This is a genomic window from Bradyrhizobium sp. SZCCHNRI20481, from assembly GCF_032485055.1.
Classification (GTDB): domain Bacteria; phylum Pseudomonadota; class Alphaproteobacteria; order Rhizobiales; family Xanthobacteraceae; genus Bradyrhizobium.
This window is the reverse complement of the sequence record NZ_JAUEUE010000018.1, coordinates 1-26,871: the sequence shown is the minus strand read 5'-3', so window position 1 is coordinate 26,871 and position 26,871 is coordinate 1. Positions and strand designations below refer to the sequence as shown.

19 protein-coding genes are annotated in these 26,871 nt (G+C 65.8%); 4 read left to right on the top strand and 15 right to left on the bottom strand.

Annotated features, from left to right (window positions below; translation table 11 throughout):
- Positions 1–9: 9 nt before the first annotated feature.
- From QX132_RS26420 to QX132_RS26370, 11 genes are all read right to left on the bottom strand, one after another.
- On the bottom strand, positions 10–2,502 hold the full coding sequence (locus tag QX132_RS26420; RefSeq protein ID WP_316163247.1) for an ATP-binding protein: 2,493 nt from the start codon (positions 2,500–2,502) through the stop codon (positions 10–12).
- A gap of 310 nt (positions 2,503–2,812) precedes the next feature.
- Complete coding sequence (locus QX132_RS26415; RefSeq protein ID WP_316163246.1) at positions 2,813–4,321, bottom strand: glycerol-3-phosphate dehydrogenase; 1,509 nt, start codon at positions 4,319–4,321, stop codon at positions 2,813–2,815.
- Entirely contained in the window at positions 4,318–5,064 is a 747-nt protein-coding gene (locus QX132_RS26410) for a class II aldolase/adducin family protein (RefSeq protein WP_316163245.1), read from the bottom strand. Before QX132_RS26410 ends, QX132_RS26415 begins: the two co-directional genes overlap by 4 nt.
- Before the next feature lie 18 nt (positions 5,065–5,082).
- Positions 5,083–6,123: a 2-hydroxyacid dehydrogenase gene (locus QX132_RS26405; RefSeq protein WP_316163244.1), complete on the bottom strand. Its 1,041-nt coding sequence runs from the start codon at positions 6,121–6,123 to the stop codon at positions 5,083–5,085.
- A complete protein-coding gene (locus QX132_RS26400; protein ID WP_315775269.1) occupies positions 6,116–7,696 on the bottom strand; it encodes an FGGY-family carbohydrate kinase in 1,581 nt (526 codons plus the stop codon). Before QX132_RS26400 ends, QX132_RS26405 begins: the two co-directional genes overlap by 8 nt.
- Before the next feature lie 2 nt (positions 7,697–7,698).
- Positions 7,699–8,808: an ABC transporter ATP-binding protein gene (locus tag QX132_RS26395; RefSeq protein WP_316163312.1), complete on the bottom strand. Its 1,110-nt coding sequence runs from the start codon at positions 8,806–8,808 to the stop codon at positions 7,699–7,701.
- Between the two features lie 15 nt (positions 8,809–8,823).
- Entirely contained in the window at positions 8,824–9,927 is a 1,104-nt protein-coding gene (locus QX132_RS26390) for an ABC transporter ATP-binding protein (RefSeq protein ID WP_316163243.1), read from the bottom strand.
- 6 nt (positions 9,928–9,933) lie between these two features.
- The gene (locus QX132_RS26385; RefSeq protein WP_315741294.1) at positions 9,934–10,791 is read right to left on the bottom strand and encodes a carbohydrate ABC transporter permease; all 858 of its coding nucleotides are present in this window, start codon (positions 10,789–10,791) and stop codon (positions 9,934–9,936) included.
- Between the two features lie 12 nt (positions 10,792–10,803).
- Positions 10,804–11,736, bottom strand: a complete 933-nt coding sequence (locus QX132_RS26380; protein ID WP_409999125.1) for a carbohydrate ABC transporter permease — start codon at positions 11,734–11,736, stop codon at positions 10,804–10,806.
- Positions 11,737–11,835: 99 nt separating this feature from the next.
- On the bottom strand, positions 11,836–13,275 hold the full coding sequence (locus tag QX132_RS26375; RefSeq protein WP_315741296.1) for an extracellular solute-binding protein: 1,440 nt from the start codon (positions 13,273–13,275) through the stop codon (positions 11,836–11,838).
- Positions 13,276–13,313: 38 nt separating this feature from the next.
- Positions 13,314–14,303 (bottom strand): sugar-binding transcriptional regulator, encoded by a 990-nt coding sequence (locus tag QX132_RS26370; protein ID WP_315784636.1) that lies wholly within the window; start codon positions 14,301–14,303, stop codon positions 13,314–13,316.
- Between the two features lie 180 nt (positions 14,304–14,483).
- On the opposite strand from QX132_RS26370, the gene QX132_RS26365 reads away from it, so the two are divergent.
- The 3 genes from QX132_RS26365 to QX132_RS26355 are packed head-to-tail and all read left to right on the top strand — an operon-like array spanning position 14,484 to position 17,673.
- Complete coding sequence (locus tag QX132_RS26365; RefSeq protein ID WP_315784607.1) at positions 14,484–15,758, top strand: FGGY-family carbohydrate kinase; 1,275 nt, start codon at positions 14,484–14,486, stop codon at positions 15,756–15,758.
- Positions 15,755–16,624, top strand: coding sequence for a TIGR01459 family HAD-type hydrolase (locus QX132_RS26360; RefSeq protein WP_315784609.1), 870 nt, complete (start codon positions 15,755–15,757; stop codon positions 16,622–16,624). Before QX132_RS26365 ends, QX132_RS26360 begins: the two co-directional genes overlap by 4 nt.
- A gap of 14 nt (positions 16,625–16,638) precedes the next feature.
- Positions 16,639–17,673 (top strand): class II aldolase/adducin family protein, encoded by a 1,035-nt coding sequence (locus QX132_RS26355; protein WP_315784611.1) that lies wholly within the window; start codon positions 16,639–16,641, stop codon positions 17,671–17,673.
- Positions 17,674–17,685: 12 nt separating this feature from the next.
- Here the strand turns inward: QX132_RS26355 and QX132_RS26350 are convergent, their stop codons facing one another.
- Complete coding sequence (locus tag QX132_RS26350) at positions 17,686–19,542, bottom strand: tetratricopeptide repeat protein (protein WP_315784613.1); 1,857 nt, start codon at positions 19,540–19,542, stop codon at positions 17,686–17,688.
- A gap of 201 nt (positions 19,543–19,743) precedes the next feature.
- Between QX132_RS26350 and QX132_RS26345 the strand changes: the two genes are divergently transcribed.
- The gene (locus QX132_RS26345; protein ID WP_315784616.1) at positions 19,744–20,028 is read left to right on the top strand and encodes a hypothetical protein; all 285 of its coding nucleotides are present in this window, start codon (positions 19,744–19,746) and stop codon (positions 20,026–20,028) included.
- A 71-nt stretch (positions 20,029–20,099) separates the two neighbouring features.
- Here the strand turns inward: QX132_RS26345 and hemA are convergent, their stop codons facing one another.
- The 3 genes from hemA to QX132_RS26330 all read right to left on the bottom strand — a co-directional run.
- The gene (hemA, locus tag QX132_RS26340; RefSeq protein WP_410052896.1) at positions 20,100–21,365 is read right to left on the bottom strand and encodes a 5-aminolevulinate synthase; all 1,266 of its coding nucleotides are present in this window, start codon (positions 21,363–21,365) and stop codon (positions 20,100–20,102) included.
- A 32-nt stretch (positions 21,366–21,397) separates the two neighbouring features.
- Positions 21,398–24,613, bottom strand: coding sequence for a hypothetical protein (locus tag QX132_RS26335; protein WP_316163241.1), 3,216 nt, complete (start codon positions 24,611–24,613; stop codon positions 21,398–21,400).
- Positions 24,614–24,663: 50 nt separating this feature from the next.
- Positions 24,664–26,871 (bottom strand): hypothetical protein (locus QX132_RS26330; RefSeq protein ID WP_410052891.1); only part of this gene is annotated, 2,208 nt, incomplete at its 5' end.

The window sequence follows — 26,871 nt, the reverse complement described above, 5'->3', positions numbered from 1 at the left end:
GCTGCGGACTCACGTCGCTGTCCTGCCGGCCAAGGCCGACACGATCGCCTCCGACAATTGGCTCAGCCGGAACGGCTTGGCGAGAAGCCTGGTCGTCGCCCGGAATTCCTCCGGCACCAGCGAGGGGTCGGCGAAGCCGGACATGAAGACGATGGGCAGCTCGGGCCATCTGCGGCGCACCTCGCGCGCCAGGTCGATGCCGGTCATGGCATCCGGCAGCAGAATGTCGGTCAGCAGCAGCGCGATCGGATCCGGCCGCTCCAGCTCGGCGATCGCAGCGGTCGCATTGATGACGACGACCGGGCTGTAGCCCATCGATGTCAGCATGGTCGATGCCATCGCGCCCACCAGCGGATTGTCCTCCACGACCAGGATCCGTTCGCCGGTCTGCGGCCGCGCCAGCCGCGCCGCGCCGGCGCGCGCGCGACCGGTGACGCCCGGCCCCGCGCTCGGCAGATACAGCGTGACGCACGTGCCCTCCGCCACCCGGCTGTCGATCAGCACCGTGCCGCCCGATTGCCGCGCAAAGCCATAGACCATGCTGAGGCCGAGGCCGCTGCCCTTGCCGAACTCCTTGGTGGTGAAGAACGGCTCGAAGGCGCGGCGCGCGATCTCGGGCGGCATGCCGGCCCCCATGTCCGACACCGCGATCGTCACGTAGTCCCCGGGCATGATGCGCTCGTCGCCGTCATCGAGCGGCTGGTCGAGCACGGCATTCGTCGTCGTGATCGTCAGTCGACCGCCGCCATCCATCGCATCGCGCGCGTTGAGCGCCAAATTGAGCAGCGCGTTCTGCAATTGCGTCGGGTCGATCAGGCAGTGCCACAGCATCGGATCCTGCGCCAATTCGATCTCGATGTTCTCGCCGAGCGTCCGCTGCAGGATCGTCGTCATCCCGCTGACCAACTGATTTACGTCGGTGATCTGCGGCTGCAGCGCCTGCTTGCGGGCGAAGGCCAGCAGCCGCCGGTTGAGATCGGCGACCCGCTCCGCCGCCTCGATCGCCCGCTCGACCATGCTGCGGCAGGAGACATCGGCGGGCGGCAAGGCGTCGAGCAGCAGATCCAGATTGCCGAGCGTCGCCGCCAGCATGTTGTTGGAATCGTGCGCGATGCCGCCGGCCAGCTGGCCGACGGCCTCCATCTTCTGGGCCTGGCGCAATTCGTCCTCGATGCGCTTGCGCTCGGTGATGTCGACCGACAGCACGAAATAGCCGCGCACCGTGCCATCCTGGCTGCGATCCGGCACCCGAATGGTCTGGCACCAGCGTTCACGGCCGTCGGGAAACGCGATCTTCTCCTCGCCGCCCGCGGTGCGGCCGGCCAGCGCGGCCTCGATCTTCGGCCTCACCTCGCCACGTCGCCCGGGATCGATGTAGTCGTCGATCCTGCGGCTGCGGCCGGCTCCGGTGGGCGGCTGCGCGTACCATTCGCGTGCGACGCGATTGGCGTAGCGGATGTCGCCGTCGGCGCCGACCTGGACGATCAACGCGGGCACGTTCTCCGTGACCAGCAGATGCTGCTCGAAATTGTCGCGCAGCGCCTGCTCGGATGCCGCGCGCAGCCGCCATTGCCGCGCCAGGACGAGGCCGAATCCCGAGATCAGCAGATTGAGCCCGGCGGCGATGGCGCTGTAGTACAGCGCGTTGTGTTTCCAGCCGGCCAGATACTCGACCGGATCGCGCGCCACGGTCACCACCAGCGGCAGGCCGGCGACGCGTCGATAGCTGATGCTCCGCGACGTGCCATCCGTCATGCCGCTGCCCTCGAAGTTGCCGTGAGGCGCCTGCGGGAGATATTGGCTGAACAGACGATTGGACCGAACGTTGCGGCCGGCAAAATCGTCGGCGTTCGGCGAGCGCAGCAGGATCGTGCCATCGTCTCGATAGAGCGTCACCGTTCCGCGCTGCCCGACGTTCAGCGACAGAAAGAACTGCCGCAGATTCTCGTAGTCGACGGCCACGACGATCACGCCGGCGAAACGTCCGCCCGGCATCATCAAGGCGCGGCTCACCGCGATGAACAGACCCTTGTTCACACGCGAGGCCACCGGCACGTCGATGAACAGGCCGCGGCCGGGGTCATCGCGCTGGACCTTGTAATAGGCCCGATCGGCGAAATTGTTCTCGCGGCCGGGAACTCCGTTGCCGGCGCTGTCGCCGAGCAGGTTGCCGTCCGCATCAATCACGACGATGCCGCCCGCGGCGGGATACGGCGCCACCCTGCGCTTCAGCTCGTCGATCAGGGCCGGATTGCCGGCGGTGAGCAGCGATGGGTCCTGCTTGAGACTGTCGATCGTCGTGTTCAAGAGCACGTCGACGCCCTGGATGTTGCGCAACATGTATTCTTCGAGCGCGCGGGCAAGATCGCCGTTGGCGGCCTCGGTGGCCCGATAGGTCTCCCGATAGTTGACGGAAAGCATGTGCGCCACGAAGGCATCACACAGCAGAGCCAGCACGAGGCCGCTCAGCACGATGATCCAGGGGGTCCAGCGCCGATCCATCCAGGATCCGGACGCGGCCCTGGTCCAGGCGTCGACAATGCCTGCCTGCCGCGGACCGCGCCGATGGTCGGCTCTCGCTTTGATCTGGTCCCGCATGGCGTCGAATTCAGGAGGTCGTCGGGCGGTTTGATTGTGAAGCGATCGGCGCGTCAAGCATCGGCGAAAGGTCCGGATTGTGCCGAATTCCGCGTCTCCAGGCGCGTCGCGATCCATATCGCGGGCGCTCGATAGCACGGTTTGCCGGGGCGTGTCATCGGCACCCGCCAAGCGCTGCGGTGGTCGCGGAAGGGCTCGAGGCGTCAAGACGCGATCAGAGCTGATGCTCGAACGCCTCGCGCTCGGCACGGCTCAGATGCAAGCCATGCTTGGTGCGCCGGTCGAGGACGTCGGCGGCCGTGACGGCCCACTCCTGCTCGCGCAGAAAAACGAGCTCGCGCTCATAAAAGGAGGAACCGAAATGGCGGCCGAGATCGCCGACGTTGCGGGATGCTCCGAGCAGGTCGCGCGCCCGGGTGCCGTAGAGCCGCGCATAATGTGCCAGCACCGCCGGCGGCAATCCCGGATACTCGCCGGCGAGATCAGCAAGGAACTGATCGAACGGCGCACCGAGATCGCCGCCCGGAAGACACGCGCCCGCCGTCCATGCCGACGCCAGCTGCGGAAACCATGGCGCGAGGCGCTCCATCGCTTGTTCGGCAAGCCGGCGAAACGTCGTGATCTTGCCGCCGAAGATCGACAGCAGCGGCGGCTGCCCGGGTGCACCATGTACCTCGAACGCGTAGTCGCGCGTCACCGCCGACGGATTGTCGGCGTTGTCGTCATAGAGCGGCCGCACCCCCGAGAAGGCGTGAATGATATCCCCTTTGCCGGGCGCAGCCCGGAAATAGCGGTCGAGCACGGCGAGCAGATAGTCGACTTCGGCACCGTCGATCGCAACGTCTTCCGCGCGGCCGTCATGCACGATGTCAGTGGTCCCGATCAGCGCCAGATCGGTCTCATAAGGATTGACGAAAATGACGCGGCGATCTGTGTTCTGCAGCAGATAGGCCTGCGATCCGCTCCAGAATTTTGGCACCACGAGATGGCTGCCTTTCACGAGCCGCACATTGTGCGCCGAGTTGAGCCCGGCGACGCCCTGCACCACGTCCTGCACCCAGGGACCTGCGGCGTTGACCAGCGCCCGCGCGCTGACGGTCTGCAGCTCGCCGCTCTCGGAGCACATCTCCAGCCGCCAGACGCCATTCTCTCGCCGTGCGCTCACGGCGCGGGTGCGCGGCAGGATCGTCGCGCCCTTGCGTGCGGCATCGACGAGATTGAGGATCACCAGCCTGGCATCGTCGACCCAGCAGTCCGAATATTCGAAGCCGCGCCGGAATTCGGGGCGCAGCGGCGCGCCCTCCGGCTCATGCGCGAGATCGACGTTGCGGCTCGCTGGCAGCTGCTTGCGGCCGCCGAGATGGTCGTAGAGGAACAGCCCGGCGCGCACCAGCCAGGCGGGACGCTGCTCCGGCGAGTGCGGCAGCACGAAGCGCATCGGCCAGATGATGTGCGGCGCCGAGGCCAGCAGCACCTCGCGCTCGATCAGGGCCTCGCGCACCAGGCGGAATTCGTAGTACTCCAGATAGCGCAAGCCGCCATGAATCAGCTTGCCCGATCGCGACGAGGTGCCCTCGGCGAAATCGTCCTTCTCGCACAACAGCACCTTCAGGCCGCGGCCGGCGGCATCACGGGCGATACCAGCGCCATTGATGCCGCCGCCGATCACGGCGAGGTCCAACAGACCGTGATCGGTTCCGCTGCGTGAGACCGTCGCATTCATCGCTTGCTACTGCGCTTCTTCTCTGGCTTGCTGCGCGCGGCGGCGCGCGCCTTTGCCGTCGCCTTGGCCGGCTTCGCCGCTTTCGCCTTCGGCTCCTGCAGCCCGTAGGTCGAAAACCCCTGCGACGTCTCGGCGATCTCGGCGTCGCCCAGGATGTGCGGCTGGCCGAGCGCGAGCGACAGATAATATTGCCGGGCGATGGTCTCGAGCTCGACCGCGAGCCACATCGCCTTCTCGAGATTGGCACCGACCGCGATCATGCCGTGATTGGCGAGCAGGCAGCCGTTGCGTCCCTCGAGCGCCGCGAGCGCGAGTTCGGACAATTCGGCCGTGCCGAAACGCGCATAGCCGGCGCAGCGGATGTCGGTGCCGCCGAACGCCGCCATCATGTAGTGACAGGCCGGTATCGGCTTGCGCGCGATGGCGAGCACGGTGGCATAGGTGGAATGCGTGTGAACGACGCCGCCGACATCCGGACGGCCGCGCATGATGTCGAGATGAAAGCGCCATTCCGTCGAAGGCTTCAGCGGCCCTTCCCAAGATCCGTATTCACCCTCGAGCGGCATCGATGCGATCATCTCCGGCTTCATCGAGTCGTAAGGTGTCGCCGACGGCGTGATCAGCATGCGGTCCTTGTAGCGGGCGGAGATGTTGCCCGAGGTGCCTTGGTTCAAGCCCGACGCATTCATCCATCGGCATTTGGCGATGATGTTCTCGCGGATCAGCCGTTCCTCGCGATTCATGTCGAAAACCTTTCGTCGTCAGCAGGGATTGAGCGGCGGCTCGCCGGCGAGATAGCGGCGAACCTCTTCGGCCGCCTGGTCGGCGGCAAAGGTGACGGTGCGCACGGACGCGCCGGCGATGTGCGGCGTCAGCGTGACGTTGGGAAGCTGCAACAGCGGCCAGTCCGGCGGCGCCGGCTCGACGGCGAACGTATCGAGCACCGCACCGGCCAGTCGCTGCGAGCTGAGCGCGTCATGCAGCGCGTGATAGTCGACCAGCGGCCCGCGCGCCGTGTTGATCAGGATCGCGCCGGGCTTGATCCGGGCCAGCGCATCGCGATCGATGAAGCCGGTGGTTTCCGGCGTCACGCGGGCATGCAGGCTGACGACGTCGGCGCGCGCCAAGAGGCCGGCGAGCGCGACGTGCTCGACGCCGTCGTTGCGGTCCTCAGCGCTGAGCTGGACGTAGGGGTCGGTCACCAGGATCTTGCAGCCGAACGCCTTCAAGAGCTTGACCACGCGAGTGCCGATCGCGCCATAGCCGACGATGCCGACCGTCATTTCGCCGAGTTCGCGTCCCGTGCGGTCGGCGCGGTAGAGATCGCCGCGCCATTGCCCGCCCCGCATCGACTCGTGGCCGCTACGGATCAACCGGGTCTCGGCGAGCATCGCGCCGATGGTGAATTCGGCCACCGCGCTCGCGTTGCGGCCGGGCGTGTTGACGACCAACACGCCGTGATCGCGCGCGGCCTGCATGTCGACGTTGACGGGGCCGCCGCGCGACACGGCGATGAATTTCAGGCTCGGCAACCGCTGCAGCATCGCCCGCGAGATCGGAGCCAGATGCGTCACCAGCAGGGACGCCTCGCCGATGAACTCGGCCAGTTCGTCCGGGTCGCCCATGAACTCCTTCAGCCCGTCGAGCTTGGAGCCGGCATAGCCGTGCTCCATCGGCTCATCCGGCCAGGGCTGCTCGAGCATGCGGATGTCGATGCCATCACCGCAGACGGCGGTGATGCGCTCGGCGAACACCGACGGCAGCATGAAGCGGTCGCCGATGATGGCGATGGAGCTAGACATGATCGGCACCTGCGCGTTGTGCGGCGAGCTGCTTCCAGACCGGCCGCGCCGCGAGGCGGGCCTCGACATAGGCCGGGAACAGCTGCGCATAGCGTTCCGCCAGCGCCGCATCCGGCGCTTGCGGCTCATCCAGATACGGTCTCACCCACTCCTCCGCGCAGATCATCATGTCCGAGTAGAGCCCGGTCGCGACCGCGGCGATCATCGCCGCCCCCGACGCGCCGGCCTCCTCGCGACGGCAGACTCGAATTGTGCTGCCGAGTGCCGCGCCGAGAATGGCACCAAGCGCGCGGCTGCGCGCCGCGCCCCCCGTCAGGCGAATTTCCGTCGGCAGCGGTCCCATCGCCGCGTAGCAGTCACGTGCGGCGAAGGCCAGTCCCTCCATCACGGCACGCATCAGATCCCAGTAGCCGTGACGGATGCGCAGGCCGATCAGTTGCGCAGAAGCTTCATGGGACACGAAGGGGCCGCGTTCGCCGGCATCGGAAATGAACGGATGATACAGCAGCTCGCCCGATTTCGCCGCAAGCACGCGCTCGTCCAGCCGCCGGATCAGATCGTTGCGCGACCGCGCGATGCCTTCCATGGCGAGCACCCCGCGCGCGACATCGAGCAGCCAGTCGATGTTCAAGGTCGCGGCCATGGTCGACTGCATCTGCGCATAGTGGCCCGGCACCGGGAACGGCATCGTATAACCGGTCGCCTCGGCATTCAGCCTGACTGCATCGGCGCCGTTCACCAGCCGCATGTGCATGCCGGTCGAGCCGATGATGGTGCAGCCGACCTCCGGCGTGGGGTCATACAGCCCACCGCCGAGCGCATTGCAGATCACGTCGACATAGCCGAGCGACACCGGCACGCCCTCGGGCAAGCCCGTCTCGGCCGCAGCCGTTGCCGTCAAGCCATGCGTCGTCGCGACACCATCGACGACATCTGGAAACAGGCGCGCGGCATCGGCGATGCCGATGAGACGCGCGGCATCGCCGTCGAAGCCGCGCTTGCGAAAATCACCGCAGGAGAACGTCGCCTCGGAGGGATCTGTGACCCGCTCGCCGGTCAGCTTGAAGTAGAGCCAGTCCTTGCAGTGGAACGCCGTGCCCGCGCGTCCCAGCAACTCTTCGTCATGGGCCTGCAGCCAGGCCAGTTGCGCCCCCTGCTGGCAAGCGTTGAGCCCTGATCCGGTGCGCTGATAGTGCGCGACATTGCGCTCGCCGCCGCGGAAGGCTTCAACGAAACCTGCCGCACGCGAGTCGAGCCACAGCAGCGCGGGCGCGACGGGATGGCCATCCGCATCGATCAGCCAGGTGCCATCGCCCTGCCCGGTCACAGCGATCGCGGCGACCCGGTGAGCCAGATTCGGCAGCGCGCCGCTGAGGCCGCGCAAGGCCGCAACGGTGTCGGTCCAGGTCCGCTCCATGTCCTGCTCGACTCGGCCGCCCGGCAAGGTGGTGTAGCTGTTGGGAATCGCGAAATCCCCGAGCTGGCGGCCATCCCGCGAAAAGGCCACCGCCTTGATCACCGACGTCCCGGCGTCGATGCCGATGATCACGTCGCGAATCGCTCCGGAGGTCATATTCAACGCGCCTCCGCGTGGCGGACGCAGACTCCGTCGGCGCCGAAAACGTGGAGATGGCGTGACTCCAGCGCGCACGGCACGACGTCGCCCGGCCGCGCCACGACCCTGCTCGACATCACGGCGACCAGCAGATGACCGGCGCACTCGCCCGCAATGTGCGACTGATCGCCGAGCCACTGGTTGGAGACGACGCGCAGCCGCGTTCCACCGCTGCCGATCGCGATCCGCTGCGGCCGGATGCCGACCTTGATCCGATCGGCCTGCACCAGCGCCTGTTGTCCCGTCACGTCCAACGTCTGCGCGGGAATGTGAAAGGCAACATCGGAGCCCACGGACAGACGGAAGCCGCCTTCCTCCTGTGTCACCGCGGTCTCCATCAGGTTCATCGGCGGCTCACCGATGAAGCTCGCGACGAACTGATTGGCCGGGCGGTTCTTCAGCTCGCGCTCGCTCGCGAACTGCTGCAGCACGCCGTCTTCCATGACAGCGATGCGATCGGCGAGCGCGCTCGCCTCGGTCTGGTCATGGGTGACGAAGATCGCCGTCATGCCACGTTCGGCGAGCAGGCCCTTGATGCGGCCGCGCACCACGGCGCGGAGCTGCGGCTCCAACTGCCCCATCGGCTCGTCCAGCAGATAGAGGTCGGCGTCGCGCACCAACGCGCGCGCCAGCGAGACGCGCTGCTGCTGCCCGCCGGAAAGCGCGCGCGGATGGCTGTCGAGGATATCCTCGATCTCGACCAGGCGGGCGATGCTATCGACCCGATGCGCGATCTCGGCGCGCGACAGCTGCTGCGCCTTCAGCGCGAAGCCGATGTTCTCGCGCACGGTGAGCGGCGGATACAGCGAATAGCCTTCGAACGCCATCGCCACCTTGCGCTTCGCCGGCGCCAGATCATGGATCGGCCGCTGTGCCAGCGCGATCGAACCCGAGCTGACGCTCTCGAACCCGGCGATCATGCGCAAAGTCGAGGTCTTGCCGCAGCCGGAAGAGCCGAGCAGCGCAACGATCTCGCCTGCTTTCACCTCCATATCGAGCGCGCGCACGGCATGGACCGGCGGCTTGCCCCGGCTGTGATAGACTTTGTCGACGTTGCGGATTTCGAGCATGCCCATGTCAGGTCCTCACGCCGCCTGCCGCCGCGGCGAGAGGCCAATGCGGTCTCCCGTCGCGTGGTCGAACAACAGCGCCGCATCGGGCGCGAACCGCACGAACACGTCCTCGTCCGCATCCGCCTCCAGCGCCTCGGGCGCCAGCGCAGCCAGCCACTCGGATCCGTCGGCGAAGCGCAGCAGCACCACGGCGCGCTCGTGGATCGGCGTGACCGCGACGATCCGCGCCGGGATCGCACCCTCGCCGCCATCACGCGTCACCACGACATCGTCCGGCCGGACGCCAAGCCAGCAGCGCTCGCGCATATTGGTCGGCAAGCCGTCCGCATCGAGCCGGATCAGCGCCCCGGCGACAGATGCGGTCAGTCGGCCCTGCTCCGCCACCGGCGTGACCTCGGCAAGATTGATGCTGGGATCGCCGAACAGCCGCGCCACCGCGACCGAGGCAGGCCGCGCGTAGATTTCCTCGGGACGCGCCACCTGCACCAGACGGCCATTGATCAGCACCGCGATGCGATCGGCGATTGCCATCGCCTCGCGATAGTCCTGCGTGACATAGAGCACCGCCGCCGAGCTGCGGCGCAGCAGGCTCGGCAGCTCGAGGCGCATCTCGTAACGCAGCTTGGCGTCGACGTTGCGCAGGGGATCGTCGAGCAGCAGCACCTCGGGGTTGCCGATCAGCGCGCGCGCCAGCGCGGTGCGCTGCTTCTGGCCGTTGGACAGTTCACGAGGCTTGTGGCCGAGCACGTGCTCGATCTTCAACAGCCGGCTCATCGCCGTCACTTTCGCGGCGGTGTCGGCCGCCCCCGTCGCGCGCAGGCCGCTGGCGATATTGTCGCGCGCGCTCATATGCGGAAACAGCGCAAAATTCTGGAAGGCCATGCCGATGCCGCGCTGCTCCGGCGGGGCATCGACGATCGAGCGCCCGCCGACCAGGATGTCGCCATCGTCAGGCTCGAACATGCCGGCGATCATGCGCAGCAGCACGGTCTTGCCGCTGCCGGACGGACCGAACACTGCGACGATCTCGCCGGGCTCGACCGTCAGCGACACGCCTTTCGCGCAGCAAGCGGCGCCAAAGGTCTTGTCGACGGCTTTCAGTTCGAGACGCGCCATGTATCCTCAACCCTTGACCGCACCGAGCGACAGTCCTTCGACGAGATAACGCTGCGCGTAGAGCGCCAGCAGCAATGTCGGCGTAACCGACAGCACGATCGCGGCGGCGATCTGGCCGTACTGGATGCCGGACGCCGTCACGAAGGCGAGCGCGCCCACCGTCACCGGCTGTTTGTCGGCCGAGGCCAGGATCAGCGCGAAGACGAAATTGTTCCAGCAGAAAATGAAGGACAACAGCCCCGCCGCTGCGATCCCCGGCCCTGCCAGCGGCACCGCGATGCGTGTGAACGCCTCGCGCCAGGAATGGCCGGCGAGCCGGTAGGCATGCTCGATATCCGGGCTGATGTCCTCGAAATAGCCGCGCACGATCCACAGGATCAACGGCAGCGCGATCAGCTGGTAGACCCAGACGATGCCGAAATACGTGTCGTTCAGGCCGAGCTGCTGGTAGTACAGCGACAGCGGCAGCAGCACCAGCAGCGGGGGCGCAAAGCGGAACGAGAGAAGCGTGAACGCAATGGTCTCGCCGAGCCTGAACTTGAAGCGCGCGAACGCATAGGCCGCGGGCACGCCGAGCAGCAAGGCCAGGATCACCGAGGCGCTCGACAGCACGAAGCTGTTCATCAGGTTGCGCATGAACGAGATCTGCAGATTGCCGGCCGCGGTGCGCAGCTGGCCCGAGATCAGCGCCTCGTAATTGGCGAATGTCGGCTCGAACAAGATGCGCGGCGGGATCCGCAGGATCTGCTCGTTGGTCTGGAACGACATCAGCAGGATCCAGACAATCGGAAACATGAAGAACACGAGCACCAGCGCGAGCGCAATGCCGCGAAAGATGCGTCCAGCCAGGCTGGAGTGATCCATGACGTCCCTCCCTCAGGCGTGACCGTGGGCGCGTGCGCGCAGCCGCAGCCAGTTCTTGATGAAGATGTTCGAGAGGATGTTGGTGATCAGCCACAGGATCATCAGCAGCGCCGCCGAGCGTCCGACATTGGTGTACTGGAAGAACTCGAGATAGGCCTGGACCTGGAACACCATCAGCCGGTCGCCGGGGCCGCCTTGCGTCATCGCATAGACGATGTCGAACTGCTGGATCGAATCGAGCAGCCGGAACAGCGAGGCGGTGATGATGTAGGGCGCGAGCATCGGCAGGGTGATGCGGAAGAACACGAAACTCGCCGGCACACCGTCGAGTGCGGCCGCCTCAAACGGCTGACGCGGCAGCGAGCGCAGACCGGCCAAGAGCAGGATCATGATGAAGGGCGTGTAGACCCAGACGTCGACCAGGACGACCGTGAACAGCGCGGTCGACGGATCGGAGGCCCATTTGAAGTCATGTGCGCCGAACAGGCCGACCAGATAGGACAGGATGCCGAAGCTCGGATTGGTCATCAGCTTCCACATCAAGGCGGCGATCGCCGGCGCCGTCATCAGCGGTAGCAGCAGCACGATCGAGACCGCGTTGTGGAAGCGCGTCGGCCGCCGCAGCAGCAGCGCGATGCCCAGGCCGAGCAGCAGCTCGGCGACGACTGTTACCGCGGTGTAGACGAGCGAGATCCGCAGCGTGTTCCAGAACGCCGGATCGGACAGGAAATCGATGTAGTTGTCGATGCCGATGAAGCCGCGCAGATATGGCAGATTGAGCCGGTAGCGCTGCAGAGAATAGACGGCCGCGGTGACGAACGGCACCAGGATGGCGATGCAGACCAGCAGGGCCGGCAGGCTCAACAGATACGGCAGCAGCCGCCCGCTCCAGCGTTTGGCGCGGCGCGGCACCGCATTGGTCTCGATAAGTTCAGCCATGCTCATGACAAGCGGGATCGCATCAGCGCGGGGATGGGCCGGTCCGGACGCCCGTGGGGGAGCGGCCGGACCGGCGGGTGGTCATGGAACGAGCGTCGCCCGGCCTCAGCCAAGGCCGGCCTGCTTCAACTGACGGTTGATGCTCTCGGCAAGCTTGTCGAGGCCCTCGTCGACGCTGATCTCCTTGGCCACCATCTTCTGCAGCGAGGCCGCCCACTCCGTCGTGAGATCGAAGAACAGCGGCTGCGCTGTGAAGTAGATCTTCGCACCGGGCGCCGAGAGGTCATGCTGCTCGAGATAGCCAGGATAGGACTTGGCGATCCGATCGCGGAACTCGCTGTCCTTCCACACCGAGGTGCGGACTGGATTGACGAAGTCCATCTTGCGGGCGCCGAACAGGTCGTGCTCGACGGAAGCCGCCCACTGCATGAAGGTCCACGCCGCATCCTTCTGCTTGGAGAAGCTCGACATCGCCAGCGACCAGATCCAGACGTTCGGCGTCGGCGCCTTGGCGGCCGGATTGGCCGCGAATGGCGCGTAGCCGAGATTGCCACGCTCCTTGTTCTCGCCGCCGTTCATGAAGTAGCCGAGAATGTCGGCGTCGAAGATCATGCCGGAAGCGCCGGCGCCGAGATCGGTGCCGACCTGGTACCAGGTGTAGGTCGACCAGTTCTTCGGACCCGAGCCCTGGATCATCTTGACCCACTTCTCGTGGAAATCCTTCGACGCCTTGGTGTTCATCGCGGCCTTGAGCTTGCCGCCCTCCATCACGAAGTCCTTCTGGCCGAAATTCGCGTAGGCCGACAGAAAGCCGGGATGGATGGTGGCCCAGGAGCGCGAGCCGCGCACGCCGACGCCATAGGGACCACCGGCGTCCTTGGTGATCTTGGCGGCGACGTCGAGCATATCGTCGAGGTTCTTCGGCGGCTTGACGCCGACCTTGTCGAAGATGTTGCGGTTATAGGTGATGTTGTTGAGCTCGTAGCCCCACGGGATGCACCATTGCTTGGCCTTGCCCGAGCCGAGCTCGGAGCCGGCGACGCCGTCCCAGGCGGTCGAGGAGCGCAGGCCGGGCAGCACGTCGTCCCAGGCGAACGCCGGATTGGTCTTGGCGGGATCCTTGATGTAGGTGTTGAGGTCCTCGATCCAGCCGGCCGGACCATAGGTCCAGGTCATGTAGGCGCCGGTCATGAAGGCGTCGTATTGATCGGACTTCGACGACAGCGCCGCCGTCACCTTGTCGAAATAGACGTCCTCCGGGAAGATGTCGTAGCTGACGTTCATGCCGGTCAGGCTCTTGAACGCCTCGATGTCGCCGATCATCGCATCGACATAGGGATGCTTGTTGAGGAGCAGCTTGACGGTCTTGCCGCTATGGGCCTTCCAGTTGAAATCCGCGGCCATCGCCCTCGACATCGCCGAGGCAAAGGCGGCATTGGCGGCGACACCGGCGATGCCGAGCTTGGCAGCGCCGTCGAGCAGATCACGCCGGCTGATGCGCTTGCCGGCATAGGACGCAAAGAGATTCTTCTCACGATCGTACATTCAACCCTCCCTTTGTTTTTTGTAGAGACGTGTTCGCGTTACCTGCCCTTCCGACTCTTGTTCTTGGCGTGGCCGGATGTTTTCTCCGGCTTGTCGGTAGCGAGTGCCTGAGCGGTTACCTCATCGATGATGAGACCGTTCAGGAAGCCGCTGCGCAGCACCGCGCGCAGGGCCGTGATCTTCGCCTGGCCGCCGCCGATGGCGACGATGCGGTGTTTCTTCAGATCGGCAGCGGCCATCGAGGTGGCGCGCGCCGAAAGATCGAGATCGAGCAGCTCGCCCTGGGCGTTGAAGAAATGCCCGAGCAGGTCGGCGCAGGCGCCGGCGCGCTTCAGCTCGACGACCTCGTCCGGCTTGATCATGCCGCTCGACACCAGGAAGCCGTCAGCGTGGATCTGGCCGATGCCGACGAACAGCAGCGACGCCCGCTGCGCCAGCGCGAACACGTCGGCAATGCCGAACTGCTGCATCAGCACGCGGCGGTCCGCGACCGAATTGGCGAACACGGGCACCGGCAGCAGATAGGCTTCGGCACCAGTGCGCTCGGCGAGACGATGGATCACGTCGAACGGGTTGGCGGCGAATTTGCGCGTGAGGCCGCCGAGCAAAGACACGAACTGCACGTCGCGCGCCGGGGTCTGCGGCAGCTGCGCCACCACCGCCGCAAGCGTGCGGCCATGGCCGACACCGATGATCTTGTCGTCGCCGCGCTCCAGCACCTGGCGCAGGAAGCTGGCGCCCTCCAGCGCCAGCGCCTTCAGCGGCAGATCGCCCTCGCCGAGATCCGGCGCGACGCGGCAGAAGGCGAGCCCGTAGCGCTCGGCCAGCGCGTTCTCCAGCGCGACGCATTCGGCGACGGGGCCCTCGACGAAGACGCGGATCATGCCCTCGCGGCTGGCGCGCGCGATCAGGCGGTGCGCCTTGGTGCTCTGGATGTTGAGCCGGTCGGCGACCTCCGACTGCGTCAGCCCGGCCGCGAAATACAGCCACGCGGCGCGCGTCGCGAGCGAGGCCTCGCCGTCCACCATGGGCGCCCTGTCGGAAGCTGTCGTCACGCCTGAATGCCTGCTTGCAAAATTCTTCACACCTTGCAAAAAATTGCAGACGCCGATCCGGCCGTCAATCCCCCAAACGTGCTGCAGCGCGTCAGGGACGACGCGCCGGGCGAGCACAGGCATGCTCGTCGGCGCACAACGGGATGAGGTCGCATGACGGAGTTGTTTGTCGGCATCGACGTGGGCACGAGCGGTGTGCGCGCCTGCGCCGTCGATAACAGCGGCGAGATCAAGGGCGCAGCCGCTGTTCCGCTCATCGCGCCGCATCAGGACGGCAACGCCATCGACCAGGATCCCGAGCTGTGGTGGCAGGCGACGGTCGCGGCGCTCGACAAGCTCGGCAGGATCGTCGATCTCGGCGCCGTCGCGCGCATCGCAGTCGACGGCACCTCCGGCACCTTGCTGCTGATCGACGCCGACGGGCGGCCCCGCTCGCTCGGCCTGATGTACAATGATGCCCGCGCGGTCGACGAGGCCAGGCGCATCGCAGCCGTCGCACCGCCCGAGAGCGGTGCGCATGGCACGAGCAGCCCGCTCGCCAAGCTGCTGCATCTGCTCGCCTCCACCAGCGGCGCGCGGCGTGCCGTGCACCAGGCCGACTGGATCGCCGGACGCCTCGCCGGCCATCACGGCGTCAGCGATGAGAACAACGCCCTGAAGCTCGGCTATGACCCCGTCAGGCGCGAATGGCCGCCGTGGATCGATCAGCTCGGCGTTCCACGCGACGTGCTGCCGAGCATTCTGGTGCCGGGCACGCCGTTCGCCGATATCGATCCAGCCATCGCGCGCTCGCTCGGTCTGTCCCCATCGACGCGCATCGTCGCCGGCACGACCGACGGCGTCGCCGCCTTCATCGCCACCGGCGCTGATACGCCGGGCGATGCGGTGACCTCGCTCGGCACCACGCTGGTGGTGAAGCTGGTCGCGACGCAGCCGATTTTCGCCGCCGATCAGGGCGTGTACTCGCACCGCCTCGGCGACAAATGGCTCGCCGGCGGCGCATCGAATTCCGGCGGCGCCGCGCTGCTTGCGCATTTCACCACCGACGCCATGGATCGCATGACACCACTACTGCGCCCGGACGAGCCCACCGGGCTCGACTACTATCCGCTGCAAAAACCCGGCGAACGCTTTCCGATCGCAGATCCCGCGCTGGCGCCGCGGATCACGCCACGGCCGGCCGAGGATCATCGCTTCTTCCAGGCGCTGCTCGAAGGAATTGCTGGCGTAGAAGCGCTGGCCTATCGGCGCCTGCACGCGCTCGGCGCGCCGGCGCTGCGGCGGGTGATCAGCATCGGCGGCGGTGCCCGGAACGAAGCCTGGACCGATATCCGCCGGCGCATCGTCGGCGTGCCCGTCAGCGCCGCCGCGCAGACCGAAGCGAGCTACGGCACGGCGCTGCTGGCGCTGCAGGGACCGCCGCGATGACGCCGGCGGCGTGCGAGATCAGCGGCCTGTCCGCCATCGCCGACAGGTTCGATCACGTGCTGCTCGACCAATGGGGCACGTTGCATGACGGAAGGACGGTGCTTACCGCTGCGCATGACTGCGTCCTGCGGCTGCGCGAGGCCGGCAAGCATATCCTGGTGCTGTCGAACTCCGGCAAGCGCGCGAGCGCCAATGCCGAGCGCCTCGCCCGGCTCGGCCTGCCGCGCTCGACCTATGACGGCATTCTCACCTCGGGCGAGGTGACCTGGACCGGCCTGCGCGACAGAACCCGCGCGCCCTTCACCGATTGTGGCAATGCCTGCTTCCTGATCACCAGGGGCGGCGACCGCTCGTTGATCGACGGGCTGGATCTCGTCATCGTGACGGATATGCGCGACGCCGATTTCATCCTGCTCGGCGGCCTTGATGACGACCTCGCCGAGCCGGACCTCTGGCGCGATCAATTCACCGGAGCGGCGGCGCGAGGCTTGCCGATGATCTGCGCCAATCCCGACCTGATGATGTTCGGCGCGAGCGGCCTCGTGCCTGCGCCCGGCACGCTGGCGCGCGCCTATGAGTGGCTCGGCGGCCCGGTGAGCTTCGTCGGCAAGCCGCATGCGCCGATCTTCGCGGCTGCGCTGGAGCAGCTCGGCCATCCGCATCCGCATCGCGTGCTGATGATCGGCGACTCGCTCGACCATGACGTCGCCGGCGCCCGCGCCGCAGGCCTGCAGAGCCTGCTGCTCGGCGATGGCGTGCATCGCACGACGCTGGCCGGTGCGCCCGACCTGGCTGCCGCGACGCGCAAGCTCGCGGCTTCGCCAGGCCGCATGCCGAATTGGACGATGCAGCACCTGGTGTGGTGAGAAGGAGACGCGAGATGCGCGAGCCTGCCGAGCTTGATGATTTGCGCCGGATGTCGGCGCGGGTCGGCCGCAACGTGGAGCTGGTGCAAGGCGCCGGCGGCAACTCCTCGCTCAAGCAGGATGATGTGCTGTGGGTGAAGGCGTCCGGCACCTGGCTTGCCGACGCCGACGCGAAGGACATCTTCGTGCCTGTCCTCCTGCCTGCGGCGCGCGATGCGCTCGCCGCTGATGACGAGCGCATTCCGCTGGCAGCCCCCGGCCCGCTACGCGCCTCGATCGAGACCGCGCTGCATGCGCTGCTGCCGCACCGGGTCGTGCTGCACGTGCATGCCGTCAACACCATCGCCTGGGCGGCACGGCGCGACGCACGCGATGAATTTTCGGCGCGACTGGTCGGGCTCTCCTGGCGCCATCTCGACTACTTTCATCCCGGGCTGCCGCTGGCGCGCGCGGTGAGTGCAATCGTCGCGCGCGAGCGCATCGACGTGCTGATCCTCGGCAATCACGGCCTCGTCGTCGGTGCCGAAAGCTGCGACCAGGCCGAGGCGCTGGTCCATGACGTCGAGCGCCGGCTGGCGCTGCCGGTGCGCCCGGCGCCCGCCGCCGACGCCGCGGCCTTGCGCCGCGTGTGCGCCGGCACCGCCTATCGCCTGCCGCACGACGCTGGTAGCCACGGCATCGCCACCGATCCGTTCAACCGCGCCATCGCAACCGGCGGATCATTGTATCCGGATCACGTCGTGTTTCTCGGCCCGGGCCTGCCGACGATCGAGAGCGCCGGCGGCCTCGCCACGCTGCTCGCACGGGCGGACGCGAGCCGCCTGCCCGCGCCCGTCGCGGTCCTCGCGCCGGGTCTCGGCGCCATCATCCGCAGCGACGCCAGCCCGGGCGCCGAGGCCATGCTGAGCTGCCTCGCGCTCGTGACCAGCCGCCTGCCGTTATCGGCCGATATCGGCTATCTCTCGTCTCAGCACGAGCAGTTGCTGCTCAACTGGGACGCCGAACGTTACCGACAGCAGCTGACGGCAAGCCGCCAGTCGTCGAAGTGAAACGGCGGCAGATCACGCGATCTCCTCGCTCGACACCGGCAGGGACGGCGCCCTCGCCACAATCAGCTTGTGAAGAGCATCTCCGACCCGATCAATGACTTCGCCCCAGTCGCGCCCTTCGCGCTGACGGAACAGACGCATGCTCGGGTACCAGACGCTATCGTCACGATCGAGCAGCCAGCGATAGTCCGGCGTATACGACAGAAGCGTCCAGGTGGGACGGCCGAGCGCGCCGGCGAGATGAGCGACACTGGTATCGACGGTGATCACGAGATCCAGACATGAGATCAGCGCGGCCGTGTCCGCGAAATCGGCAAGTTGACCCGTCAGGTCCGCAATCCGGCTCGTCTCCTGGAGCACGGCTTTGTCTTCGGCCTTCGGCTCTTTCTGCAGGCTGATGAACGCCGCGTCCTCGCCGAGCAGGCGGGAAAACATGCGCAATGGGATGGAGCGATTGTGGTCGTCGAGATGATTGGGGTTGCCTGACCAGACCAGGCCGACACGCAACTTCTCAGGCGCACCAAGGCGCTCTTGCCAGATTTGAATCCGATCCGGATCAGGCGCCGGCAAATACGACACCGGCGCTGGAATCGCGGCCAGTGTCGTCCGAAAGGCAAACGGCAAGCTCATGATTGGACAATGGATATCCACTCCCGCAAGGTCGGCGGCCTCCGAGACCGGAATGCACTGCGAAATGCCCGGCACATTCGACAACAGAGGTAGCAACGGCTTTTGAACGGCGAGGATGACGCGGGCGCCTAGCGCCAGGACCATCGGCACGTAACGGACAAACTGGATCGTATCGCCCAGTCCTTCGTCGGCTGCGATGACAATGGTTTTTCCAGCGATGCCGTCCTGGCCCAGCCACATGGGTTGCTGGAAGCGCGGATAAGAGCTCGGCAGGCTCCAACGGGCCTCCCGACCAGACCAGCCCGCGTCGAGATCCCCCAGCAACAGGTTCAAATGAGCCGTTCCAAGATCGGCCAGCGTGTCTTTCGGGTCGGCACGCTTCAACTGCCTGTAGACCTCGAACGCTTCGTCGAATCGACGCAGCTTCGTCAGCACAGAGGCCTTGTCGTGCAGCGCATCCCTGGAGCCAGGTTGCAAAGCCAGAGCTCGCTCGAACCATTGCAACGCTTCTTCGTCTCGGCGCATCGTCCGCAGGACAATGCCCGTCTTGACGCAGATGTCAGAGTTGCCGGGCTCGATCTCGTGGGCTCGCCGACAGATGGCAAGGGCCTCGTCGAAGCGCTTCAGGCCATTCAGAAGTGCACCACGCATCAACAACGTCGGTACATGGTTGGGCCGCAAGGCGTCGCTCAGATCGAGATAGGCGAGCGCTTCATCGATCCGTCCCAACCGTTGAAGCGCGATGCCGCACTGGTTTGCCGCGTCCCAATGCCTCGCATTCAGTTCCAGCACACGTTGGAAGCTCAACACAGCGTCGGCGAGCTGCTGCAGGCTGACAAGGGCATTGCCCCTCAGCATCCACAGATCGGCGCTTTCGAGACCGAGCGCCCTCGCCTTCTCGACGACCTTCATCACCTCATCCGAGCGTCCCTGGACCTGCAGCACCGTGCCAAGACTCAGGAAGTACTGCGGCTGAACATCCTGCTGGATCGCGCGGGATACCCACCGCAGTGCAGCTTCATACTGCTGTGCCTGCAGTGCAAGGATCCCTAGCAAGTTGAGGGTCGGCGCATGCCCTCCATCGATCGCAAGCGCCATATGACAACACCGCTCGGCGTCCGCGTGTCGGCCATTGGCGACGTCACGCAAGGCAGCGTCATAGAAGTTCGCGGCACCATCGGGCTTGGCAGGTTGGAGCTTCACTTTGGTGGGCGAAGCTCGGCGCTCGCGACGGTTCATTGCTGCAATTCGTCCCGGTTACGATTTCAGGGTAATTGATTCTCATTCAGGCTGACAGTCGCAATTCTATCTCCGGCTGTGGTGAGGAGCGCTCCGATTCTGCCCGCATTCCCTAGCATAAGAGCGCGGAAGACAACGATCCGATGACCGCTTCGTGGAAGTCAAACTCAGCGCAACCATTGCGAGCATGATCAAATCGGCGTGCAGGACAAGGGTGAGGACTTCTTCGGTGGCTACGCCTATACGAGGTCGGGCCATCCGGCCGACCTCGAGATCATCATCACCGAAACGCCGGCGCATCTGCGCAAGTTTCACGATCCGGAATCGGGCCTGGCGCTGATCCGGCCGGATGCCTGGCGTGGGCCGTCGGACAGCTCGGACTCGTCGCCGGACACGGCCATCCGCAAACAACCGGAAACAGACTGGAAAGGAGGAGAGGCTGGATGGTGCGCTCGGAGCGGGAGAACACCTGCGTTCGTTCAGTAGTTGAAGCACGACCGCCTTTCCGCACACCGGCCGGACGTGCCGATTTCTGATCCAATCTTCCGCCGGCAGCGCTATGGCGCTTCATGCCCACGTGTGAAGCCGCTCTCCCGGCGGTAACAGAGATGGAGTTTGTCCCACACCTTCATCATCGCATGGACCAGTTGGTCCATGAGCGCGTCGTCGTGATAGGGCGTAGGTGTAAGACGCAGGCGTTCCATTCCTCGCGGGACAGTGGGGTAATTGATCGGCTGGATGTAGATGCCATGCTCCGACATCAGCAGCTCCGAAGCCGCCCTGCACTTCTCGGGATCGCCGACATGCACCGGCACGATATGGCTCTCGCTCGGCATCACCGGCAGGTCTGCTGCCGTCAGGACGGACTTCAGCCGCGCTGCACGATCCTGATGCCGGACGCGCTCCGCTGTCGAGGCTTTCAGATGCCGGATTGCAGCGGTCGCGGCTGCGCAGACCGGAGGCGGCAATGCCGTCGTGAAGATGAAACCGGGGGCGTAGGAACGCACCGCATCGATCAGGTTCGCCCCAGCCGCAAGATAGCCGCCGAGACAGCCATAGGCCTTTGCCAGCGTGCCCTCAACAATGTCGATCCTTTCCATGACCCCGTCGCGCTCAGCTATGCCGCCGCCGCGCGGGCCATACATCCCGACCGCGTGCACCTCGTCGACATAGGTCAGTGCGCCGTAGCGCTCGGCCAAGTCGCAAATTCGATGCAGAGGCGCGATATCCCCGTCCATCGAGTAGAGGCTCTCGCACACGATGAGCTTTGGCCTTTCGGGATCTGCCGCCCGCAGCAGCCGTTCGAGATGCTCAGGATCATTGTGCTGCCAGATCTGCTTCTCAGCGCCGGCCTTGCGAACACCCTCGATCATGGAGTTGTGGTTCAACGCGTCGGAAAGCAGCAAACACCCAGGCAACAGCTTGGCGATCGTCGATATCCCCGCCTCGTTGGAAACGTAGCCGGAGGTAAACACCAGCGCGGCCTCCTTACCGTGGAGATCGGCCAGCTCCTGCTCGAGCGCGACGAGCGGATGGTTCGTCCCCGCGATGTTGCGGGTGCCGCCGGCCCCTGTGCCCATACGCGATGCGGCATCGATCATGGCTCCCACGACCTTCGGGTGCTGGCTCATGCCCAGATAGTCGTTGGAGCACCAGATCACGACCTCACGCTTGCCCTCCCCCGAATGCCAGATCGCATAGGGATAGCGCCCCGCCTGGCGTTCAAGATCCGCAAAGACACGATAGCGCCGTTCCTGATGCAGTCGATCCAACGCACCGCGGAACATCGCGTCATATTCAGGGAGGAGGCTCAACGGCCGCATCTGGTAGTTCATGATTGGACGACTCCTGCCGACTATTTTGCCCGATTGAACTGGTAGGAGCCCTGCAGGAAGACGCCATAGCGCTCCGTCGTATATCTCAGGACCTGATTGAAGGAATCGACCGCATTGGTGCTGAGATGCCACCAGCGTCCGCCGATGCCGATGCGGAAATTGTCGGTCAACTGGTAGTTCAGCACGGTCTCGGCCTGGAATCCGGATCCTTGTCCTGAGGCAGGATCGCGCCCGAACGTGAAATAGTGCGTGTCGATCGCATTCTGCGAAGTCCAGACATAAGCGGCCTCCGCCTGCCAGCTCAGCCGGTCAGACAGCCGCGTGTCGAGTGAGACACCGGCCCGTCCGCTATGCCAGCGATCCTGCTCGGTCACCACCTTGACGCCTGCCCCAAGAGCCGGACTGCAGATCGTCGGATTGCCACCCACCTGGGTGCAGCCCCGCGCGTCGACCGTTTCTGTCCAATATTGATAGCCGACGAAGGCACCAAGCCGGAAACGCTCCGTCTCCAGCAGATTGAAACCGACATCGAGATTTGCGTATTGCAGCCGCCCGCCCACGCTGCTGACGGTCTTGGATGACGGATTGACGAAAGGAGCAAAGTCCTCATCGACGAGAGTGCCCGAGCTGATCTTGCCCGCCCCGAAATAGCCCTTCAGAAACATGTTGGTGAACGGGCCGTCGAGCGCATCAACCCTGAAGAACATCTCGCCGCTGTGCCCGGTCATGCCGCCATAAGCCAGCCGGGAGACCTGAAGCGTCGCTGCCTGATCGGCGAAATAGCGGTAGCGATTCTGCCCCGAGCTGAACCAGTAGCGCACTCCGGTCTCCAGCATATAGGACGGCAGGATCGACGCGCGCGACCGCAGCGGCATATCGCCCGAGCCCGCGCCTTGGCCGCCTTGCAACGCTGCAGGCCTGGCCCAGGCGCAGCTGACGATCGAGGCGTTGCACTTCGTGACACCGTCGGCGTTGAAATCGCGCCGCAACGTGACCGTCGCGAACAGGTCCTTTGTCGTCGTCTTGACGTTGGCCAGCGTGCTGTCGACGAACCGGTAGCCAATCTCTGTTTCCAAGCTGATCTCCTTCGACCAGAGATAGCTGACCAGCAGCGACGGCAGGATCGTGTACTCCTTCAAGTCGGTCCGGGTGCCGGACCTATAGCCCATCCGCAGCCGCGGGCTGATGGCGAGATCGGGCGTGATCGGGTAGCGCGAGGCAAGATCCAGCACATAGAACTTCGAGTCCGCCAGGCTCGCGTAGCGTAGCGCGCCCATGAACAGATCGCCCGGCTTGATGATGCTGTTCCCGGTCAACTGAGCCGACAGATAATATTCGAGACCGCTCGCCGGCGTGCCGTCGACGCCGCCGGACGGCAGCGTGCCGGTCAGATTGGTCACCGTGGCATCGGCGGCGACCTGCCAGGTCTCGTTCAGGGGCCGCGAATAGCTGACCATCGCCGACTGGAATGTCGGCGTGCGGTCGATCGCGAGCTGCCTGATCTCGCCTGCGGTATTGAACTTCATCATGTCGTAGAGCGTGAGGAACGGCTGCCCCTGCAACGCATTCCAGGTCGAGAGAAATGGAACTCTTCGGTAATCGAACGAGGCGTTGATGACCGACTTGTCCTCGAACGTATACGTTCCCGAGAACACGGCGGCATTGAGCGCGCGGAAATGCGTGTCGTAGTCGATCAGGCCGAGCAGCGACTTGTTGGTGTCGAAATAGCGGAATTCCGCGCCGATGGCCTGGCGGTCGACGATGTTGCGGTCGTATTGCGTGATCAGGTAGACGGTGGTCTCGAGCCCGCCGAGAATCTTGCCGAAATCGATGCTTGCGCCATAGAGCGTCTTGCCATCCTTGAACGGTGCGTCGAAACGGCTCCAGTTCGGCGAGCCCGCGAGCACGTTCAAGCGCAGCCCGGGGCTCTTCTGCCAACTCAGCACCGCGCCGTCGAAACGGCCGATCACGCCGCCGGTGTTGCGGGATTGCCGTCCGACGCGCAAGGTCACGTCGGCTTCCTTCAGCGTGTAATCGACTTGCGCGGTCGAGACGCCATACTTGTCATTGCCCGTATCGAATTGGCGCTCGTGGGTGAACGCCAGCTTGAACTTGGTCCTGATGCGATCGTTGTCCGCGGTGCCCAGGAAGTCGAAATTGGTCAGCAGCGTGTTCTGGTGCACCCGGTGGGCATCGGGATCTGCATTCGGGTTCGGCGCGATGGCCCTGTCCTTGACGGCACTGGTGCTGTCATTGGTGATGAAGGTGGTCGAGAGGCTGCCCGACATCGACCAGCGCGTATCGCCGTTCGGCCCTACCGACTTGGTTGGCATCCCTGCCCCCATGTCTCCGCCATCGGAGTTGACCGGAGACATGTCGCGCGGCCGCGCCGGCGCGCTGCTGGTTGCGGTCAGAAGCGCAGCGAGCCGCTGCCTCACCCGCTCAGCGCCCTCGCCGTTCGGATAACGGCGCAGATAGTCCTCGAATTCGGCCTGGGCTGCAGCGGTCTGCCCGGCCTTCTGGCGCGCGACGCCGAGCAGCTCCTGCGCCTCTGCGCTCGAGCCGGTCTCAGGGAGTTTCAGCACCTTCTTCAGAAGGTCGATCGCGGCGTTGAAATTGCCTTTCTTGATCGATGCGCGCGCCTCGTCCATCGAGGCCTCCGCAAACCGGATGTCCGCCGCGGACGCCGGCTGCATCGTGCGATTGTCGTTGCGGACCGACGCCGCCGCACCGGGGATCGCAACCGGTTTCGGCGCATCCGGAGCGGCTACGCTCGGCACCAGGGCCTTCACCTTGCACGCCGACACCGGGCCCTTCCGGGCAATCACGATCGTGACCTGCTCGAAGCTGCCGGATTGCACGATCTGATAGGTGAACTCGCCAGCAAACTGAGCGACGAGGATCGGTCCTCTGTTCTGATCGAGCGTCAAATAGACGTCCTGGATGCCGGAGCTCTGGGCATTGTCGACCCGCACGCCCTCTCGTCTGACCAGACGCCGCGTGATGACGGCGTCCCGATCGACCAATTGTAGCGAGACGCTGAGCTGGCTGCCCTTATCCAGCGGAAAATGCCCAGTGTAGCGCACGCGAGCATGAAAGTTGACGCGCAGCAGGCTGCAGTTGCCGATCGTCGTGGCGTTTGCGCTGGCGACGAACTGATCGATGACGGGCTGGGCCGGTGCGACGCCGAAGGCTCCATCGAGCAGGATTGCGAGCAGGCCGGACAGCAGAGTCATCGCCCATCGGGTCGACCTCGCTGCTGCTGCTTGACTGAAGCGGCAGCTCATCACCAGCCGCCTCCATTGACCCGGTGCTGCCGCTGGCGACGGGTGATGATGGCGGTCTGCGACTTGTCAGCATAGATGTGACACGCGCCGGTGCAGTCCTTGAGCTCGGCGACGGTGTAGTCCATCGGCGCCGGCTTCACGAGCTTGGCATGCTGCTGCGGCCGGAAATCACCCGCGTGACAGGCGGCGCAGTCGGGCTTGTAGGCCGCGAACTTGAACACGACGGCTTGCGAATTGCCGCTGTGGCAGGCGGTGCAGCCAATGGCGGCGCTATGGTTCGGATAGCTTGCCGACATGTGCCGGTAGTTGACCGAACTCCAGCTGGCCGTCCGATGGCAGCTCTCGCAGGGGACGTTGGTCACGAAGTGCTTCGGCGACTTGCCGGTGGCATTGGAGCCATTGTGACAGCTGGCGCACGGCGCAGTGAGGCTGGTGTGATCCATCCGTGCGCCCGAGAACGACACGGTGTTCTTGTGGCAGCTTTCGCATGGCGCGCTGGTGACCACGTGGCGCGGCGGCTTGCCGCCGGCTGATGATCCGTTGTGGCAGGTCGCGCAGGCCGCCATCGTCCCGGTGTGGCTGAAACGGGCTCCGCTGAATGTCGTCGTGCTCTTGTGGCAGGTCTCGCACGGCGCATTGGTCGCAACGTGCTTCTGCGGCTTGCCGGTTGCGGCCATGCCGTTGTGGCAGCTCGCGCAGGCCGCCATCGTGCCGGTGTGACTGAAGCGGGCTCCACCGAATGTCGTCGTGCTCTTGTGGCAGGTCTCGCACGGCGCATTGGTCGCGACGTGCTTCTGCGGCTTGCCGGTCGCGGCCATGCCGTTGTGGCAGCTCGCGCAGGCCGCCGTCGTCCCGGTGTGGCTGAAGCGGGCTCCGCTGAACGTCGTCGTGCTCTTGTGGCAGGTCTCGCACGGCGCATTGGTCGCGACGTGCTTCTGCGGCTTGCCGGTCGCGGCCATGCCGTTGTGACAGCTCGCGCAGGCCGCTGTCGTCCCGGTGTGGCTGAAGCGGGCTCCGCTGAACGTCGTCGTGCTCTTGTGGCAGGTCTCGCACGGCGCCGCAGTCGCAATGTGCTTCGACGGCTTGCCAGGCGCACTCATGCCGTTGTGGCAGGATGCGCACGGTCCCTGCGCCGTCATGTGGTTGAATCTCGAGCCGGCCTCCGTGGCGCTCGAGCCGGCAAGCCCTGCCCTCGGATTGACCGTCGGCAGCAGCGATGGAACCCGACCTGCGTTCTGCGACTCCATTGCATCAGGATTGGCGGCACCGATCGAAGGCAGGAGCTTGCTGCGCGGATCGTTCGGCACAGGCGCTGAAGGGGCGGATGTCATCCGCGGGAGAGTGCTCAGCGGCTGCGACACCGACGCCGCGTCACCAGCTTTCGCCGCGCCGTCGGGTTTGGAGGCGGCAGGCGCACCGGCCGGGGCCCCTGCTCGAGGATCGGTCGTCGCGGCCGCCGACGTCGCAGCTGTATTCGCCAGCGGCTTGCTGCTGAACAAGAGCGTCGAACTGGATGGTGCGGCAGGCTTCGCAGCCGCGCCGGCCGCAGCCGTGGCCGGCGCTGCGCTCGTGCCCGATGCGGACTCGGGAGTCGTGGCCGCCGTCATCGTCCGGTTGGCGGTCGTGGCTGGCGTCACCGCCTTGGCGACGGGCGCCTGAGCGGGGACCACCGACCTGGCCGTGGTCGAGCAACCCGCGGCCGGCTTCTGCGGGTCGTCGTCCCAGGTCGAGAAGTTGGCGGCAGCGCGCACGTGGCAGCAGCCGCAATCCTGTGACTTGGCACTGTGATCCGGCCCCTGCGCGCCTCTGCGGCCCTGGCTGCGATAGGCGCCATTGTGACAGCTGTCGCAGCGCGTCGCATGCACGGCGGTATGGCTCATCGTGTAGGTGGCGAAGCTCGCCGCGGTGTTGGTGTGGCAGTTCGAGCACTGGACGCCGGTCACCGGAATGTGCGGCGGCGTGGTCAAACCCTTCGCGCTCGAGCCATTGTGACAGGCGGAGCAATTGGTGTTGGCCGCGGAGTGGGTGAACGCCGCGCCGCCCCAGCTGGTGAAGCCGCCCGAGGCTGCCTTGGCGTGGCAGCTGACGCAGTCGGCGCCGCCTGTCGCAACGTGGTTCGGATACGACGCCGTGCCCATGGCCCCCTTGGTGCCCTGGCCGGTGTAGCTGCCGTTGTGACAGCTGTCGCAGCGCGCGGTCGATACCGC